General features: G+C 59.5%; 17 protein-coding genes. 5 read left to right on the top strand and 12 right to left on the bottom strand.

All coding sequences use genetic code 11. The annotated features are described in order from the left end of the window. Positions 1-11: 11 nt before the first annotated feature. Genes GJQ55_RS01560 through GJQ55_RS01545 form a run of 4 tightly spaced genes read right to left on the bottom strand, consistent with a single transcriptional unit; the run spans position 12 to position 3,070 of the window. Positions 12-1,193: a trans-sulfuration enzyme family protein gene (locus tag GJQ55_RS01560; RefSeq protein WP_228345752.1), complete on the bottom strand. Its 1,182-nt coding sequence runs from the start codon at positions 1,191-1,193 to the stop codon at positions 12-14. A gap of 12 nt (positions 1,194-1,205) precedes the next feature. Further along, positions 1,206-1,670, bottom strand: coding sequence for a YqaA family protein (locus GJQ55_RS01555; protein WP_228345751.1), 465 nt, complete (start codon positions 1,668-1,670; stop codon positions 1,206-1,208). Next, positions 1,670-2,128: an NfeD family protein gene (locus tag GJQ55_RS01550; RefSeq protein WP_228345750.1), complete on the bottom strand. Its 459-nt coding sequence runs from the start codon at positions 2,126-2,128 to the stop codon at positions 1,670-1,672. Before GJQ55_RS01550 ends, GJQ55_RS01555 begins: the two co-directional genes overlap by 1 nt. A 3-nt stretch (positions 2,129-2,131) precedes the next feature. Then, positions 2,132-3,070, bottom strand: a complete 939-nt coding sequence (locus GJQ55_RS01545) for an SPFH domain-containing protein (protein WP_228345749.1) — start codon at positions 3,068-3,070, stop codon at positions 2,132-2,134. Positions 3,071-3,279: 209 nt separating this feature from the next. On the opposite strand from GJQ55_RS01545, the gene GJQ55_RS01540 reads away from it, so the two are divergent. After that, positions 3,280-4,197, top strand: a complete 918-nt coding sequence (locus GJQ55_RS01540) for an alpha/beta fold hydrolase (RefSeq protein WP_228345748.1) — start codon at positions 3,280-3,282, stop codon at positions 4,195-4,197. Positions 4,198-4,203: 6 nt separating this feature from the next. Here the strand turns inward: GJQ55_RS01540 and GJQ55_RS01535 are convergent, their stop codons facing one another. The 4 genes from GJQ55_RS01535 to GJQ55_RS01520 form a co-directional block, all read right to left on the bottom strand. After that, the gene (locus GJQ55_RS01535) at positions 4,204-5,949 is read right to left on the bottom strand and encodes an alkaline phosphatase D family protein (RefSeq protein WP_228345747.1); all 1,746 of its coding nucleotides are present in this window, start codon (positions 5,947-5,949) and stop codon (positions 4,204-4,206) included. Positions 5,950-6,763: 814 nt separating this feature from the next. Further along, positions 6,764-7,324, bottom strand: a complete 561-nt coding sequence (locus GJQ55_RS01530) for a methylated-DNA--[protein]-cysteine S-methyltransferase (protein ID WP_228345746.1) — start codon at positions 7,322-7,324, stop codon at positions 6,764-6,766. After that, positions 7,321-7,728 (bottom strand): NUDIX hydrolase, encoded by a 408-nt coding sequence (locus GJQ55_RS01525; protein ID WP_228345745.1) that lies wholly within the window; start codon positions 7,726-7,728, stop codon positions 7,321-7,323. Before GJQ55_RS01525 ends, GJQ55_RS01530 begins: the two co-directional genes overlap by 4 nt. A 66-nt stretch (positions 7,729-7,794) precedes the next feature. Further along, the gene (locus tag GJQ55_RS01520) at positions 7,795-8,223 is read right to left on the bottom strand and encodes a hotdog fold thioesterase (RefSeq protein ID WP_228345744.1); all 429 of its coding nucleotides are present in this window, start codon (positions 8,221-8,223) and stop codon (positions 7,795-7,797) included. 131 nt (positions 8,224-8,354) lie between these two features. Here GJQ55_RS01520 and GJQ55_RS01515 point away from each other — a divergent pair, with 131 nt between their 5' ends. Continuing rightward, entirely contained in the window at positions 8,355-8,636 is a 282-nt protein-coding gene (locus GJQ55_RS01515) for a hypothetical protein (protein WP_228345743.1), read from the top strand. Beyond that, positions 8,629-9,003 carry a hypothetical protein gene (locus GJQ55_RS01510; protein ID WP_228345742.1) on the top strand — a complete coding sequence of 125 codons (375 nt, stop codon included), beginning with the start codon at positions 8,629-8,631 and terminating at the stop codon, positions 9,001-9,003. The genes GJQ55_RS01515 and GJQ55_RS01510 overlap by 8 nt, the downstream gene beginning before the upstream one ends. A gap of 154 nt (positions 9,004-9,157) precedes the next feature. Here GJQ55_RS01510 and GJQ55_RS01505 read toward each other — a convergent pair whose 3' ends face one another. Beyond that, positions 9,158-10,039: a diacylglycerol/lipid kinase family protein gene (locus tag GJQ55_RS01505; RefSeq protein ID WP_228345741.1), complete on the bottom strand. Its 882-nt coding sequence runs from the start codon at positions 10,037-10,039 to the stop codon at positions 9,158-9,160. Positions 10,040-10,187: 148 nt separating this feature from the next. Here GJQ55_RS01505 and GJQ55_RS01500 point away from each other — a divergent pair, with 148 nt between their 5' ends. Beyond that, a complete protein-coding gene (locus GJQ55_RS01500; protein ID WP_228345740.1) occupies positions 10,188-10,634 on the top strand; it encodes a hypothetical protein in 447 nt (148 codons plus the stop codon). 77 nt (positions 10,635-10,711) lie between these two features. Here the strand turns inward: GJQ55_RS01500 and GJQ55_RS01495 are convergent, their stop codons facing one another. The 3 genes from GJQ55_RS01495 to GJQ55_RS01485 are packed head-to-tail and all read right to left on the bottom strand — an operon-like array spanning position 10,712 to position 14,939. Next, positions 10,712-11,689 carry a CobW family GTP-binding protein gene (locus GJQ55_RS01495; protein WP_228345739.1) on the bottom strand — a complete coding sequence of 326 codons (978 nt, stop codon included), beginning with the start codon at positions 11,687-11,689 and terminating at the stop codon, positions 10,712-10,714. A gap of 59 nt (positions 11,690-11,748) precedes the next feature. Next, entirely contained in the window at positions 11,749-14,235 is a 2,487-nt protein-coding gene (locus GJQ55_RS01490; protein WP_228345738.1) for an ABC transporter permease, read from the bottom strand. After that, on the bottom strand, positions 14,232-14,939 hold the full coding sequence (locus tag GJQ55_RS01485) for an ABC transporter ATP-binding protein (RefSeq protein WP_228345737.1): 708 nt from the start codon (positions 14,937-14,939) through the stop codon (positions 14,232-14,234). The genes GJQ55_RS01490 and GJQ55_RS01485 overlap by 4 nt, the downstream gene beginning before the upstream one ends. Here GJQ55_RS01485 and GJQ55_RS01480 point away from each other — a divergent pair. Further along, the gene (locus tag GJQ55_RS01480) at positions 14,926-15,552 is read left to right on the top strand and encodes an arylesterase (protein ID WP_228345736.1); all 627 of its coding nucleotides are present in this window, start codon (positions 14,926-14,928) and stop codon (positions 15,550-15,552) included. The two genes, GJQ55_RS01485 and GJQ55_RS01480, sit on opposite strands and share 14 nt — an antisense overlap.

Genomic DNA, 15,552 nt, shown 5'->3' with positions numbered 1-15,552 from the left:
TGGAAAATCGCCTAACTGAATACCCTGGCCAGCGCCTGCTGCAGGTCGTGAATTAAATCCTCGGCATTTTCCAGCCCCACCGATAACCGCAATAAGCCATCGCTGATGCCACGTTGCCGGCGTTCTTCTGCGCTCAGGGCATAATGGCTGGTGGCACAGGGCTGGCTGACCAGACTTTCCACCCCGCCCAGACTGGTGGCCAGCAGAAATAACTGCAGGTTATCGGCCACCGCCGCCGCTTGTTCAAAACCGCCGTCTACTTCCATGCTGAGCATGCCACCGAAGCCCTGCATCTGTTGTGCAGCCAGGGCATGGCCAGGAAAATCTGGCAAGCCGGGGTACAGCACGCGGCGAATATTCGGGTGATTCTGCATGGCCTGCGCCACGGCTAAGGCATTGTCGTTGTGCTGGCGTATGCGCAGCGGCAGTGTGCGTAAACTGCGCGCCAGCAGCGCCGCCACTTCCGGGGCAATAATCTGGCCGAAATTTTTACGCCACGGCGCCACTTTGCGCACCAACTCCAGGCTGGCCATTAAGGCGCCGGCGGTAATATCGCTGTGGCCACCTAAATATTTACTGGCGCTGTGCAGCACCACATCCGCACCCAGGGTTAAGGGCTGCTGATTAATGGGCGACGCAAAGGTGTTATCCACCGCCAGCAGCGCACCATGGGCGTGGACCACGTTGGCCAGTTCGGAAATATCCAGAATGCTCAGGGTCGGGTTGGCCGGCGTTTCGCAATACACCAACATGCCCGGCGTGTGCAGCGCCTGCGCCAGTTCGGTCTGCTGTTCTTTCAGCAATAAGGTCACCGGAAATCCCAGCAGCTGGCACTGTTTCAGCAGTTCCTGCGTGCCGCCGTACAAATCCCCCACGCAGACAATGCCGTTGCGCCCCAGCGCCAGCAGGGCGGCGGAAATAGCCGCCATGCCAGAACCAAAGGCCAGCGCCGCCTCGGCCTGTTCCAGCTGCGCCAGGCCTTGTTCCAGTTCCTGAATGGTGGGGTTGGAACCCCAGCGGGTGTACAGATTACCGTCATCTTTGCCGCTGATAACGTTGAGCAGATCGGCGGTTTTTTCAAAGCGGTAGGTGGTGGTGGTGTACAAGGGTGCGTAAGGGCTGCCTTCCGCATCGGCATGACGGCGGTTATGAATAATGCGGGTCGCATCGCCCTGGGTTGGTTTGGTGCTCATGTGTATTCCTGTTTAACTGCCTGGCGCAACGGCCAGATATCCGGCAATCAGTACGGCGTAACGGGCCGCTTTGCCAAGGGTTACCAAGATCAGAAAGAGCGGGAAATTCGCCCGTAATACGCCGGCCACCAGCGTCAGCGGGTCACCGATAATGGGTAACCAGGCCAGCAGCATACTCCAGATACCGTAGCGGTCGAACCAGCGTTCGGCCTGCTGCCAGCGCTCACGCGATTGCCGCGCCTGCACCCAGTGGCGGGCGTAATAACCCAGCGCGTAATTCAGCACACTGCCCAGCGTGTTGCCGGCCGTGGCAATCAGCCACACCAGCAGCGGGCTTTCGCCCTGACTGAGCAGCAATAACACCAACCAGGCCGACCCCATGGGCAATAAACTGGCCGACAGAAACGCCAGCACAAATAAACCGCCATAACTGAGCAGCCAGGGCTGGGCGGCAAGGTCGGTCAGCCAGTCTGGCATCAGGCTTTTTCTTTAACCCACAGCACGCCGACATCGGCTTTCACCACTTCCACCCGCGTACCGGCAGCCAATGGCTGTTCGCTTTTCACTTTCCAGCGCACACCGGAATACTGATGTTCGGTTTTTCCCTGCACATCGGCATCCTGCTCCAGCACAAATTCGTGCCGGGTGAAGTCATTCTCCACCGGCTGACGCTGAATATGGTTGTTCTGCAGGTTGCGCAGGGGCTTCCATAACACCAGCGCAAGAATGCTGGTCAGTAAGGCATTACTCCACAGCGCGACCATCATGGTGGCGGGTAATAATCCGATGTGCATCAGCAAACCGGTAATCACCAGCGATGCGCCCAGAAACAGCAACACAAAGGTCGCAAAACCTAAAATGGCCACTTCAATAATGAGTGCGCCCACACCAACAACCAGCAGAAATTTTGGTAAATGCTGCAGAATAAATTCCATAGATCAGACCTTCTGGTTCATGGCGTGAATAATGGCCATGCCCTGCGCCACCATCGAGCTGGCATCGGTTGCATTATCCGGCAGCAACACCACGGAGGATTCTTTGGCAATGGCTTGTTTGGCCTCAATGGCCTTGGTGGCCAGATCCAGCTGAATGGCTTTCTGACCCTCAACGGTATTCGCCGCTTCACCGATTTTACGCAGTGCTTCAGCCTTGGCCGCAGCGACGGCCAGAATGGCTTTGGCTTCACCTTCGGCGTTCAGAACCTGTTCGGTTTTATCGGCTTCCGCCGCCAGTACCTGAGCTTGCTTGGCACCTTCGGCCACGTTAATAGCGGCCTGGCGATTACCTTCGGATTCCAGAATCTGCGCACGTTTTACCCGCTCGGCTTTCATCTGCGCTTCCATCGCATCCATCACCGAACGTGGCGGGGTAATGTCTTTAATTTCATAGCGCATCACCTGAATACCCCAGGGCTCTGCCGCTTCGTTAATAGCCTGAACAATGTTGATATTCAGTGTGGCGCGTTCTTCAAAGGTACGGTCGAGTTCCAGCTTGCCCAGTTCGGAACGCATGGTGGTCTGCGCCAGCTGGGTTACGGCAAAAATATAGTCGTCCACACCGTAGGTGGCTTTGTAGGGGTCGAGCACGCGGAAATACAGCACGCCATCCACGCTCAGGGTAATGTTGTCGCGGGTAATGGCCGACTGGCTCGGTACATCAATGGCCTGTTCTTTCAGGCTACGGTCGGCCGCCACGCGGTCAATAAAGGGCACCACAAAATTAAGGCCGGCTTCTTTGGTGGCCAGAAATTTACCAAAACGCTCGACCAGCCAGGCGCGGTTCTGTGGCACAAAAATAATGCTCTTTTTCAGCACCACCAGAATAAAAATAAGCGCAAAGGCTTCGACCGAAAAAACAATATTGAGCAGGTTTTCCATCGCCTGAATCCTTGTTATTAACAGAATATTTATGGGGTAAGAGCTACCGCAAGAAGTCCATTGGTAAGCGCCAGCAGTCTACCACCGGCACAGTGGCCAACAAACCACCCCAGGGGGGAATTCCGGCCAGCATCTGGCGTAAACGTCCCTTATCTTTCCCGTACCCGCACCGCAGAATGGCTTTTTTCGGTTACCACGGGATTTCCCCCATGCTGTCACAAGCCTGGAACGCCATGTTCAGTCCTTTTACCGGTGAAGCCGGTGCCATTGCCCTGGACGAACTGCAGCGCCGCCATGAACTGCCCGATTCCCGCTACCTGGAGCTGCAGGGTATGCGCGTGCATTACCGTGATGTGAATAATACCGGCAACCCCGGGGCACCGGTGGTGATTATGCTGCACGGTATTTTTGCTTCGTTGCACACCTGGAATGACTGGACGGATATTCTCAGCCAGCATTTCCGCGTTATCAGCATCGACAACCCGAACTTCGGCTTAACCGGCCCGCACCCGCAAGGCATACGTAAGCATCTGTACAGCGACTTCCTGAATGAGTTTACCGATGCGCTGAATATTCAGCAGGCGCACATGGTGGGCAATTCACTGGGCGGCTGGATGAGCTGGGAATTTGCCGCACGCTTTCCGCATAAGGTGCAGAAAATCATTCTGCTCGACAGTGCCGGCTTCTTCTTTATGCCGCCCATGGTACTGCTGAGCATGGGGCTGCCGTTCGGTGGCTGGCTGGCCGCCCGTACTCCGCTGCCGCGCAAAGCGCTGTACGCCATCGTACGCACTACCTATGGCCGGAAAGAACGGCTGCAGAAGCCGGTAATGGACCGTTATTACGATTTATTAATGCGCCCGGGTAACCGTATGGCCGCTGCCGCCGTGCTGCGTTTTGTCCGCAACCGGGGCGGGTTTGATACGCGCCCTCTGCAGCAGGTAAAACAGCCGGTACTGATTATGTGGGGCAAAAACGACGGCTGGATTCCGGTGGCCCACGTGGAGAAATTCCGCCAGGCATTACCGCAGGCCGAAAGTGTGATTTACGACGACTGCGGCCACATGCCGATGGAAGAAATTCCGCAACGCAGTGCCGTGGATGCACTGCGCTTTCTGCAGCAGTAAATCCGCTCAGCTGTCGGGTAATACCAGCGCCAGCTTATGCGCTGGCGCCGCATGGCTGGCCAGCGCCTGTTGCGGGTTCAGCGCCGGCGCGGATTGCCAGTGCCGTAACCAGGCCAGTTCGGCCGGAGCCTGCGGCGCCAGAGCCGGCGCAGCCACTGGGCCCGCCAGTGTCGCCGCCGGCTGCAACTGCGCCCGGCCGGCGGGAATATCCAGCGCCCGCAAGCATTCACTCACATAACGCGGCGAGCGGATATTATCCACCACCCACCACTGCGCCTGCAGCCGCTGGTGGGTGATATCCAGCAGCACATAGCCACGATGATAAAAATCGACAAAGTTCAGGTGTGGCAGCAAGCCCGTTAACGAATGGGCGGCCAGCCGGGCCTGGGCAAACTGCTCAATACCTGGTGAAGTCACCGCCGGCGTGACCAGCTCTACGCCAATGGGTTGCCCTGCAGCGCTGGCAAAGGGGTCGTCGTGCAGTTCCAGCGCCCAGCTGGAATGAATATCACCGGTCAGCACCACCAGATTCTCTGCGCCCGCGGCCCGTACGCTGTCAAACAGCCGTTGCCGGGCAGCCGGATAACCGTCCCACTGGTCATAGTTAAACGGCATGGAATTGGTACCCAGCTGTGCCAGCATCACCTGCTGGCCGAGCAGATTCCAGCACACGCCATCCTGTACCGACTGCTGCAGTTGCTGTTGCAGCCAGTCTTCCTGCGCAGCCCCCAACAGGGTGCGTTCAGGCTGATTACGTTGTTCCAGCGTGGTGGCTTGCTGGTCACGCCCGGCCAGCCGGGTATCGAGCAGATTCAGATCGAGCAAATCACCGCAACGCACATTGCGGTACAGGCCACCATGAGGCTGTTCACGCACCGGCATCCATTCAAAATAGGCCTGCCGGGCGGCCGCCAGGCGTTCTGTCCAGGCGCCTTCGCCACCACGGTTCAGGTCGCCTTCGGTATGGTTCTGCGCCCCGCCCGGCCAGGCATTATCGGCAAATTCGTGGTCGTCCCAGATCAGCAGAAACGGGTGCTGGCGATGGACTTCCTGCAGATCCGGGTCGCTTTTGTAGCAGGCGTGCCGGGTACGGTAATCATCCAGCGACAATAGTTCCCGGGCCGGCAAGGGTAAGCGACCACTTACCAGCGCACGCTCATGGTCGGCGTCTTCGTACAGGTAATCCCCCAGATGCAGCACCGCATCGAGGTCGGCGCGGGCGGCGATGTCGCGGTACACATTAAAATGCCCGCAGGCGTAGTTGGCGCAGGAGGTATAAGCCAGCCGCAGATGTTCCACCCGGCCTTGCGGCAAGGTCCGGGTGCGGCCGGTATCGGAAATCTGCCCCAGCGCTTCAAACAGATAGTAATAAGTCTGACCAGCGCTTAAACCGCGCACGTCTTCCTTTACGGTGAAGTCGCGGCTGGCATCGGTGCTGCCTTCCCCGGTGGCCACCAGCCACTGACACAGCGGGTCCAGCGCCAGGTGCCAGCGATACGCCAGCGGCCCCTGCCAGTCTGGCGGTGGGCTGATGCGGGTCCACAGCATCACGCCATCCGTCAGCGGGTCACCGCTGGCCACCCCATGCTGAAAAGGATAAGCGTGACTGCGTGGAGGGGACTGGGGGTCTGAGGCGGGCAACAAAGCCGGTAACCAGGACTGAGCCGTGGCTCCGGCCGCACCGCCGAGCAGTGTTAAACCTGAGGTGGCTGCTGCCGAACTGCGCAGAAAATTCCGCCGCGTAAGACTCATACCTGCCCCGCTGTTAACCGGTATGGTTTTATTCAATGCTGCGGCTGTGACAGACGGGTTGCGCTTTATTGACGCTTTGATGGCAAGCGGATGACAGCGCCATGACAACCACAGCAGCGTTCTGGCGTAGTGCCGGCCGCTACAGGTGCGACAACCTGTCACAGCGACAAGGCCCGGGGGCCGCCTTATTCTGACGGCATGAGGTTGTTGTGAGGGCAACAATTTCCTGCTGCGGTGTTTTGGTCAAATGCCACCGCAACCCGGCTTCGTGATTCAGAACTTTTCTGCAATCCAGAGCGAGCACTGAGTTATTCAGAGACTCCCTAAGGCACAGCGTGAGGGCGCTGTGCCTTTTTTTGGCTGTTAATCCGCGCAAAACATAAGACCAATAACGCCGTCAAGCGGTCAGCGGCATTTTGTGCATAAGTTGTTGCTGTCAACCCTGAAGTTACGCACAGATTCTGTGGATAATTCTGTGAGTATTCTTTTGAGAACTGCCCTGAACCCCATAATGCCGGCCTCTGCCAAAAACCGGGTATTTTTTCACCAACGCGAAAAATTAATAAAAAAACCTTATTTTTCAAGGCTCAGCGACTATTTTTGAATTTCACAGAAAAAATTTACCTGCAAGTCTTGCCAATTCAAAAAATACCTACAAAGGGTAAAAAGTTTTCCGCAGCATGGGGACAAAGAGGCCATTACATCCACAGATTCTGTGGATAACTTATGGGATAAGTTGACGATAACCAGACCAATGCACCAGCCAATGCGGGCTGGCGGCGGGTGTTGGTTTTTTGTGCGGCCCAACGCCGGGTTAATCTGGCCGGTGTTGCCCGGCTTCCCAGTCCAGCAACTGCTGTTTGATGCTCACACCCCAGCGAAAGCCACCCAGCCCGCCACGCTGCGGCAGCACCCGATGGCAGGGAATAATACCGGCCAGCGGATTGGCACCCACGGCATTACCCACCGCCTGCGCGGCCTGCGGTTTACCGACAGCGACGGCCAGCGCCTGATATGAGCAATGCTGCCCATAAGGAACCGCCAGTAAGGCCTGCCACACGACTTGCTGAAATGCCGTGCCGCCCACCCGTGCCGATAAAGCGGCCGGGGCGCCGCCCCACAGCGCCTGCACCACCGCAGTGGCAACGGCATCGTCGCGCTGCCAGAGCGCCTGCGGCCATTGCTGCTGTAGCAGTGCGGACTCAGCGGCACCCTCACCGAAAGCACTGCGGATGACTTCGTTATTCAATGTGGCAACAAAGAACAGACCAAAGGGGCCGGGGGCCAGCCCATAGACAATACTCTGCCCTTGCCCGCGGCTGCGTAACTGCGCCGGGCTGAAAAATGCCAGGGTGGGTAAGTGCAAGGGATTCACAGGTACAGCCTCCGTGCTTCGGCAATAGCGATGTCGTCCGGGCACAAATCCAGCCCGGCCAGTTCGCTAACGGGGTGCCAGAACACCCGCTCGGCTTCATGGGCGCACAGCTCGCCCTGCCAGTCGGTAATCAGGTAATAGTGCAGCAGCTGCAATTCCGAGGTGGGGTGTAATAAAGAACAAACGTAGCGTGGCTGCACCGCCTGCAGGCCCAGTTCTTCGGCCAGCTCGCGCTGCAACGCCTGCAGCTGGGATTCGCCGGCTTCGATATGGCCGCCCGGAATCATAATACGGCCAGGGTCAGTGCTTTTATCGGCGCGGCGCTGCTCCAGCAGCACGCAGCCATCGCGCAGCAGAATAAAACACACGCAGGGAACAAAATTCTGTCCGGCAAGGTTGGCCATAATGCGGTCCTGTGGAATCACCGCAGCAGGTTACCCCGCTGCGGGCCGATGACCAAGCCGTATGCCTCAGCGGGCCGGAACAACCGCCATGGTTAAACGCGAAATGCAGCTGAGTTTGCCTTCGTCATTCAGGATGCGGATTTCCCACACCTGCGACGTGCGGCCCCGGTGCACCAGTTTGGCGATGCCGGTTAAGGTGCCGGAACGCACGCCACGCAGATGGTTGGCGTTAATTTCCTGCCCCACCGCATATTCTTTGCTGTTATCCAGACAGAGGTTGGCGGCCATGCTGCCGAGGGTTTCGGCAAACAATACATTGGCGCCACCGTGCACCAGCCCCACCGGCTGAAAGGTGCGCTCATCGGCCGGCATGGTGCCTTTTGCCCAGTCATCTCCGATTTCGGTAATTTCAATGCCCAGGTTACTGCAGGCGGTATTCTGCATCTGACGGTTCATCAGGGCGATGTCGGGGGTGGCAAACCAGATACTGCTCATGGTGTTTTCCTTTTATTAAAATAGCCGGCCGTTTTTACCAGAAATAACCCGCCGGGTCTGCCCTGCCTTGGGCTACAGACTGTTGCAGATTTTTTGTTATGCTGCCGGCTTTATGCCCAGCGGAAGCCACTATGAGCCATTCCAGCCGTCCTGCCCGCCTGCGCCAATGGCTGTTACAGCGGGCGGAAAAAGAACGGGAAAATCTGCGTTTATTTGTACTGGGCGCGGCCATTTTTTTTGCCGGCATGGGGCTGATTGTGCTGGCACAAAAATGGTTTCTGCCGTCGTTGCAGCAGGAATTAGTCAGTTTGTTGGGGCTGGTGCTGGCCGTGGGCGGTGGCGTTTGTGCCGCGCTCGGGTATATTGCGCTCAGTGTATTACGCATCCTGACCGTAGGCCGCCGCGATGACTGAACGATTTCCCGATCTTGAGATTTATCTGATGAAAGCCAGCGCCGCGGAGGTGCAGCAATGGCTGCAACAGGCGCTGGGTGAACCTGTGCTGGAGGTGTCTGCCCAGCACTGGCGCTGTGGCCATAACGGCGAGACGATGGATGTGTTTTTTAACCCGCAGGCGGAGAAAAATTTTGCCAGTCTGTGGTTTAAGCAAAACCACACGCCCTGGGCCACCGACCTCGATTGCGGCCGCGCCGCTCATGCCGCCTTAGGCGTGGAAGTGCGCTGTTCCGACAGCGGCTGGCAGGAAACCGAGGGCGAGGAAAGCAGCAGCGGCTGGATCAAACTGATCCGTGGGGAAGAAAAGCCATTCGAGTGGCGGTGAGCGCTAACGCATACACCATCTCGTTCAACTGAACACCCAATCAGAAGTTATTGCTGCAACTCGCCGTAAACCCATCCCTGGGGGCTCGAGCGCGCCATCCATGGCGCACACGGTTGCCGCAATAACATTCTGATCGTCTTCATTACGGCACCGTTTAAGGCACCAGCACCCGTAACGGCTGCTCTTCCATCACCAGCTGCAGCGGCAATTGCGCCAGCGAATCTCCATCGGCCTGCACCGGTTCCGGTTCGGCCTGCTCTCCCACCAATTCAATATCGACCCGGCGCGCCGGCACCGACACAATGCCGGGCATTTTTTCCATCAGCCCCAGCGGCAAGCCCAGCAACGACAGCAACAGCGCCCAGGGGCTGCCGCCGTTCATCATCAGCACCTGGGTGGTCGGAGCGCGCAGGTCTGCCTGACGGGAAATAATAAAAGAACCGCCGTAACAACGGCCATTGGTCATCACCACCGAGCTGGCGCTATAGGGCACACCGTCTACCTGCAGGCGGTATTGTTTACGGCCGAAATGGCGCAGCTGCTGCAGCATGGATTTTACATAGGCGAGTTTGCCGGCTTTCTTTTTCAGCGCCAGATCGACCTTATCCACCACCCAGGCGTCATAGCCCACACCCGCCATCAGCAAAAAACGGCGGCCGTTAATACGGCCCGGATACAGCGCCTGCTCGCGGCCATTAAGAATCATCTGCGCCAGCGCCCCTGCGCGCCGGCGAATACCCAGTTCAGTGGCCAACACATTGGTGGTACCGGTGGGAATAATGGCCAGTCGCCAGCTCTGGTTATCGCGCTGGCGCATGCCGTTCACCACTTCGTTGAGGGTGCCGTCACCTCCGGCAGCGGCCACCACATCCAATTCACCTTCATAAGCCGCCAGATAGTCCATGGCGTCACCAGCGTGGCGGGTGGCGTAGCGTTGCACCGTCACCCCGGCCTGCTGCAGGCGCTGCTCAATGGCGTCAATCAGCTGCTGACTGGCAGTACCGGCGGCGGGGTTAAAAATGATCAGCACCTGCATACATCTGTCCTGGCGGGAAAAGGCGGAGATTATAACGGAGTTCGCTCCGCAACAGGCTAACGCAGTCGCCATTAAAACGCTTGCAAATGATAATAATTATCATTATGTTGATTTTCTATCAGCGCCGCCACTCCCAAGGAGAGTCATCATGCTGCAATTGGCCCGCATTCCGCCGCAGTCGGTACTACCCCACAGCCCCACTACTGCGCGCCACCTGAGTCTGCTACCCGCTGCCGCACCGTTGCCGGTGGTCCAACAGCTGGAACAACTGGAGCAACAAATACGCAGCCATAAAGGGCTGGAGCTGCACGCCGACTGGCTGAATGAGTATCTGGATCTGGGGCTGGAAATGGCCTGCACAGCGGGCCAACGGCAACTGACGGCCCTGCAGGAAAGCTGGCTGACCCGGCTGTACAACACCTTGCGCGATGCCGCGCTGAACACCAGCCTGCCCTCCACCTGGCGGCAGCTGTGTCTTGATTATCTGTACCAGCCCTTTTTTGTGCTCAGCCACCTGTACCGTGAACAACCGGGGCGCGGGCTGCGACTGCGGGCGCTGGTACATGAGTTTGCCCTGCTCAGCCGCATAGGCTGAGGCCTTTACCCGACTCAGGGAAGCCGGCTTAGCCGGCAACGGGCACCCGGATGGAGCGAGGGTTGCAGGGATGCAATTCACTCTTCCAGCCGGCAGGCCAGCATCGCCTGTTCCAACAGCTCGACTGCCAGCGGCTGTGCATCAATGAGTTCGATACGCCCTTCTTCCGGCTGGCGGGTTGGCATATCACTGAGCACGCCATCGCGCATATTCAGCACCAGCGGGCCTTCGTCGGTCGCCACAATCCCTTTGGCCCGTTCGATGTCCAGACTGCCGAGCCAGTTTCGCAGCGCGCGGGCTGAAAATACCAGATCACCGCGCAGCAGCCAGCCCAGCGAATAATAGCCCTGGCCCTGATTCTGCAACCGGCGGCAGGTTTCACCAGCGGCCAGCGGCAACACCAGCGGCAGGGATTCTTTACGGTTATGCTCGTGAGCATCCGGGTGCAGCGCCAACCGTTGCGGATCAGCCGGTAACAACAATAACTCAGGCTTCAACTGTCCCTGCGTTACCCAGGCCGAGCCGCTTTTGGGCGGTTGCGCGTCGGCCAGCAACTGCTCAAACGCGGCGCGCTCCGCATCGCCACAGAGGTCGGTTTTGTTCGCCACCAGCACATCGGCCAGCTGAATCTGGTCGGCGTAGACATCATTGCCGGTGTAACGCGGGTTAAGCAGATGACGCGGATCGAGAATGCACAGCGCCGCGCCAATGCTGAGAATGTCGCGGTAATGTTCGTTGCGCAGGGTATTGAGAATATTGCGCGGATGACCAAGGCCGGTGGGCTCAATCAGCAGCACATCGGGTTTTTCCCGGGCAATCAGCATGTTCAGACCCATCTGAAACGGCAGACCGGAGACGCAGCACAGGCAGCCGCCCGGTACTTCTTTCACCACCGCGCCCTGCGCCGCCAGAATGGCGCCATCGACGCCGACTTCGCCAAATTCGTTCACCAGCACGGCCCATTTTTCATGGGCCGGCTTGTGTTGCAGCAGGTGCAGAATGGCGGTGGTTTTGCCAACGCCAAGGAAACCGGTAATTAAATGGGTGCGGATCATAACGCCGTCCGGATGGGAAAAGGCGTTACTCTATAACAATCCGCCGCCGATGCCACCCGTTACTCAGCCAGTTCCCGCAATACCCGCAACGGCGCCACCTGAGTGGTGCGGCGCAGCAACAACATGCCCGGCACCGCCAGCAACAGCACCGCCAGCGGCGGCAGCCACAGCCAGATCCAGCCCAGGCTGTACCAGGGAATATCCAGCAGTGTGTGGTACAGCACATAGCGCACCAGCTCGGTACCCAGCAGCGCCAGCAGCACCGCGGCCAGGCCCAGCAGGGTAAATTCACCGATCTGCGAGCGCCGCAGCAACGCCGAACTGCCGCCCAGCGTCCGCAGCACCGCACCTTCGCGCAGCCGCTCCGGCAAGGCCGCCACCAGCGACGCCAGCATCACCAGCAGCGCCGCCAGCAACACAAACAGCAGAATCAGCTCAATCGCCAGCGTTACCTGTTCCAGTAAGGTCTGAATCTGGCCCAGAATCGCCCGCACATCCATAAAGGTGGCGGCCGGGAACTGGCGGATCAGCGCCGTTAACGCCGTTTGCTGGCCCGGCGGCAGGTAGAAACTGGTGAGGTAGTTGGCCGGCAGGCCGTCCAGCACGTCCGGCGAAAAGATCATAAAGAAGTTCGGCTGCATCGAGCCCCAGTCCACCGTGCGGATGCTGCTGACGGTGGCACTGAAGTCCACCCCGGCGGCGCGGAAGCTGAGCACATCGCCCAGCTCCACTCCTAAGCGGCCGGCCAGCCGTTCTTCAATGGATAGCTGGCCAGGCTGTTGCTGCGCCGCCCAGTCACCGGCCACCACGGTATTGGAAGCCGGCAGTTCGGTGTCAGCCGTCAGTACCAGATCGCGGTTCACCGACGAGTCTTCGGCGGCTTCACCCTCCAGCGGCTCACCGTTAATACTCAGCAAGCGTCCCGGCACCGTGGGGTAGAGTTTCTGCGCACGAATATCCTGCTGCGCCAGTGCCGTGCGGAAGTCCTCCAGCTCATAGGGCTGCAGATTGATGGTGAACACATTGGGCGCGTCAGCCGGCATGCTGGCCTGCCAGTCGGCCAGCAGGTCGGTACGCAGAGTACCGATCAGCAGCATCACCATCATGGTTAACGAGAAGGCCAGAATCTGGCCGGCACTCTGGCGGCTGTTGCGGCTGATGTGCTGCCAGGCAAAGCGCCACACCAGCGGCAGATTGCGCCCGGCCAACTGGCGGCGCAGCACGCGGATCAGCCCATGCAGTCCTACCAGCATCACCAGCAACAACACACTGCCGCCGCCCATCACGCCGGCGCTTAACGCCAGATCGCCGGTAAACAACCACAGCAACAGCGTTAACGCCAGCAGCGCCACGGCGGTAATCAGCCAGCCGGCCAACGGCACCGGGGTGATATCGCGGCGCAGCACCCGCAACGGCGTAACCCGCGCCAGCGGCATAATGTAGGGCAAGGCAAAACCGAGCAGGGTCAGCAAACCGCTGCTGGCCCCCAGCAGCCAGGCCGACAGCGGCGCTGCCGGCAGCGGATCGGGCACCAGATCGCCCAGAATCGCCAGCAAACCGGCCTGCAACGCTGACGCCAGCAGCAACCCCGCCACCGTGGCCAGCACGCCCAGCTGCAGCAGCTGGAAGGCATAAATGCGGAACACTTGCTGCCGGGATAAACCAAAGGTGCGCATCAGCGCGCTGATGTCGTAATGGCGCATGGCATAGCGCTGTGCACTGATGGCCACCGCCACACTGGCCAGCACCACCGCCAGCAAGGCCGCCAGCCCCAGGTACCGGCGCGCCTTGGCCAGCCGGGAGGCAACGGCTTCGCTGCTGTCTTCCAGCGATTGCCAGCGCTGATTAGGCTCCAGCGTCAGTTGCTGCTGGAACTGCTGCAGCGCGTCTTGTTCACCCACCAGCAATAAGCGCCAGCGGATGCGGCTGCCGGCGTCGGTTAAACCACTGCCGGGCAGGTCGGCGGCGTTCATCAGCAGACGCGGCGAAAAGCTGTAAAAACCACCGCCACGGTCGCTCTCTTCGGCAATCACACCGCTCAGCCGCAACTGGCTGCGGCCCACTTCCAGCACATCGCCAACACTGGCATTCAGCAGCGCCAGCAGCCGGGGTTCGGCCCAGACTTCACCGGCGGCCGGACCGCTGGTTTGCGCTAAGGGTTCGCCGCCCTGCGGGTTTTCCAGCGTCAGTTTGCTGCGCAGCGGATAGTTCTCGCCCACCACTTTTACCGCGGCCAGCGCCATCTCATCGCCGGCCAGAATCATGGAGGAAAAATGCGTGGTGGTGGCGGTTTTCAGCCCCAGCTGTTCGGCCTGCTGCTGCCACTGCGGCGGCAGCTCGGTGGTGGATTGCAGCCGTAAGTCAGCCCCGAGCAAATCGTTGGAACGGGCCTGCATGGCCAGATCGAGGCGCGAACTGAACAGTGAAATGGCCGTGGCGGATGTCACCGCCAGCAGTAAGGCGGCCAGAATCAGCGTCAGTTCGCCACTGCGCGCTTCCCGCCACAGCAGCCGCAGCGCCATGCGCCATTGCATTGCCAGTGTCATAACGCCTCCAGCTGCCCGGCCTGCATCCGCACCCGGCGCTGACAGCGCTGCGCCAGCCGTTCATCGTGAGTGACCAGTACCAGCGTGGTGCCGGTGGCGCGGTTGAGTTCAAACAGCAGGTCTTCAACCTGATGGCCGGTGACGGAATCGAGGTTACCCGTGGGTTCGTCGGCAAACAGAATGCCGGGCTGGCCGGCAAAGGCGCGGGCAATGGCCACGCGCTGCTGTTCGCCACCGGATAACTGGGTGGGGTAATGCAGCATGCGTTCGCCCAGCCCCACCTGTTGCAGCAGACGCTCGGCCTCGGCACGGGCGTTGACCACGGCGCGGATTTCCAGCGGCAGCATGACGTTCTCCAGCGCCGTTAAACCGGGCAGCAGCTGAAAGTTCTGGAATACAAAGCTGACGCCCTGCGCCCGCACCGCGGCGCGCTGATCTTCATCGAGAGCACTGAGTTCATGCCCAAGCAACTGCACTGAGCCACTGCTGGGCAGGTCCAGCCCGGCCATAATTCCGAGCAGCGTCGACTTGCCGCTGCCGGAAGCGCCGACAATGGCCACGGTTTCCCCTGACTTGATCTCAATATTCACTGCCTGCAAGATGGTCAGCGGTTGCGGCCCGGCCTGAACGGTTTTGGTCAGATTCTGAATACGGAGAGAAAGCGTGTTGTTATCCCCTGCGGTTGTTGCTGTGTCAGTACGCATAAAATCAATTCTTGTCCTGATGATGTTGTCGGCGTTGCCGCTGCTGGCAAGGGCCGAGCCGGTAATACTGGTCGTGGGTGACAGCATTAGTGCCGGATTTGGGGTGCCGCTGCAACAAGGCTGGGTCGCCTTATTGCAAAGAAATGTGCAGCAACGTCAGCCCCAGCTGCAGGTGATTAATGCCAGCAGCAGTGGCGAAACCACCCAGGGCGGGCTGACGCGCTTACCGGCGTTATTAAAACAGCACCAGCCGGATCTGACCATTATTGAACTGGGTGGTAATGACGGCTTGCGCGGTACACCGATTCCGGTGATCCGGCGCAATTTAGAACGCATGGTACAGCTGGCGCAGGCCGCCGGCAGCGATGTGATGCTGTTGGGCATGCAGATTCCGCCCAACTACGGCGCCCGTTATACCGAACTGTTCAGCCGCAGTTTTACCGAGCTGGCCGAGCGTTTTGAGCTGCCGGTGGTGCCGTTTTTACTGGACGGTATCGCCACCGAACCGGGGCTGATGCAAAGCGATGGCATCCACCCCACCGCCGCCGCCCAGCCGCGCATGACCGCCCTGGTGGAGCCGCTGGTGCAGCAATGGCTGCAGGAGCGGCAATAA

Source organism: Venatoribacter cucullus, assembly GCF_016132445.1.
Taxonomy (GTDB): domain Bacteria; phylum Pseudomonadota; class Gammaproteobacteria; order Pseudomonadales; family Oceanobacteraceae; genus Venatoribacter; species Venatoribacter cucullus.
The sequence above is the reverse complement of the archived record's forward strand: the minus strand, read 5'-3'. Positions and strand labels throughout refer to the sequence as shown.

Bases quoted from the DNA above. Each gene is read 5' to 3' on its own strand.
- GJQ55_RS01525 (WP_228345745.1), bottom strand. From the start codon at position 7,728: ATGGCCAACCTTGCCGGACAGAATTTTGTTCCCTGCGTGTGTTTTATT.
- GJQ55_RS01535 (WP_228345747.1), bottom strand. From the start codon at position 5,949: ATGAGTCTTACGCGGCGGAATTTTCTGCGCAGTTCGGCAGCAGCCACC.
- GJQ55_RS01550 (WP_228345750.1), bottom strand. From the start codon at position 2,128: ATGGAATTTATTCTGCAGCATTTACCAAAATTTCTGCTGGTTGTTGGT.
- GJQ55_RS01560 (WP_228345752.1), bottom strand. From the start codon at position 1,193: ATGAGCACCAAACCAACCCAGGGCGATGCGACCCGCATTATTCATAAC.
- GJQ55_RS01545 (WP_228345749.1), bottom strand. From the start codon at position 3,070: ATGGAAAACCTGCTCAATATTGTTTTTTCGGTCGAAGCCTTTGCGCTT.
- GJQ55_RS01485 (WP_228345737.1), bottom strand. From the start codon at position 14,939: ATGCGTACTGACACAGCAACAACCGCAGGGGATAACAACACGCTTTCT.
- GJQ55_RS01520 (WP_228345744.1), bottom strand. From the start codon at position 8,223: ATGAGCAGTATCTGGTTTGCCACCCCCGACATCGCCCTGATGAACCGT.
- GJQ55_RS01540 (WP_228345748.1), top strand. From the start codon at position 3,280: ATGCTGTCACAAGCCTGGAACGCCATGTTCAGTCCTTTTACCGGTGAA.
- GJQ55_RS01555 (WP_228345751.1), bottom strand. From the start codon at position 1,670: ATGCCAGACTGGCTGACCGACCTTGCCGCCCAGCCCTGGCTGCTCAGT.
- GJQ55_RS01500 (WP_228345740.1), top strand. From the start codon at position 10,188: ATGCTGCAATTGGCCCGCATTCCGCCGCAGTCGGTACTACCCCACAGC.
- GJQ55_RS01515 (WP_228345743.1), top strand. From the start codon at position 8,355: ATGAGCCATTCCAGCCGTCCTGCCCGCCTGCGCCAATGGCTGTTACAG.
- GJQ55_RS01510 (WP_228345742.1), top strand. From the start codon at position 8,629: ATGACTGAACGATTTCCCGATCTTGAGATTTATCTGATGAAAGCCAGC.
- GJQ55_RS01495 (WP_228345739.1), bottom strand. From the start codon at position 11,689: ATGATCCGCACCCATTTAATTACCGGTTTCCTTGGCGTTGGCAAAACC.
- GJQ55_RS01505 (WP_228345741.1), bottom strand. From the start codon at position 10,039: ATGCAGGTGCTGATCATTTTTAACCCCGCCGCCGGTACTGCCAGTCAG.
- GJQ55_RS01490 (WP_228345738.1), bottom strand. From the start codon at position 14,235: ATGACACTGGCAATGCAATGGCGCATGGCGCTGCGGCTGCTGTGGCGG.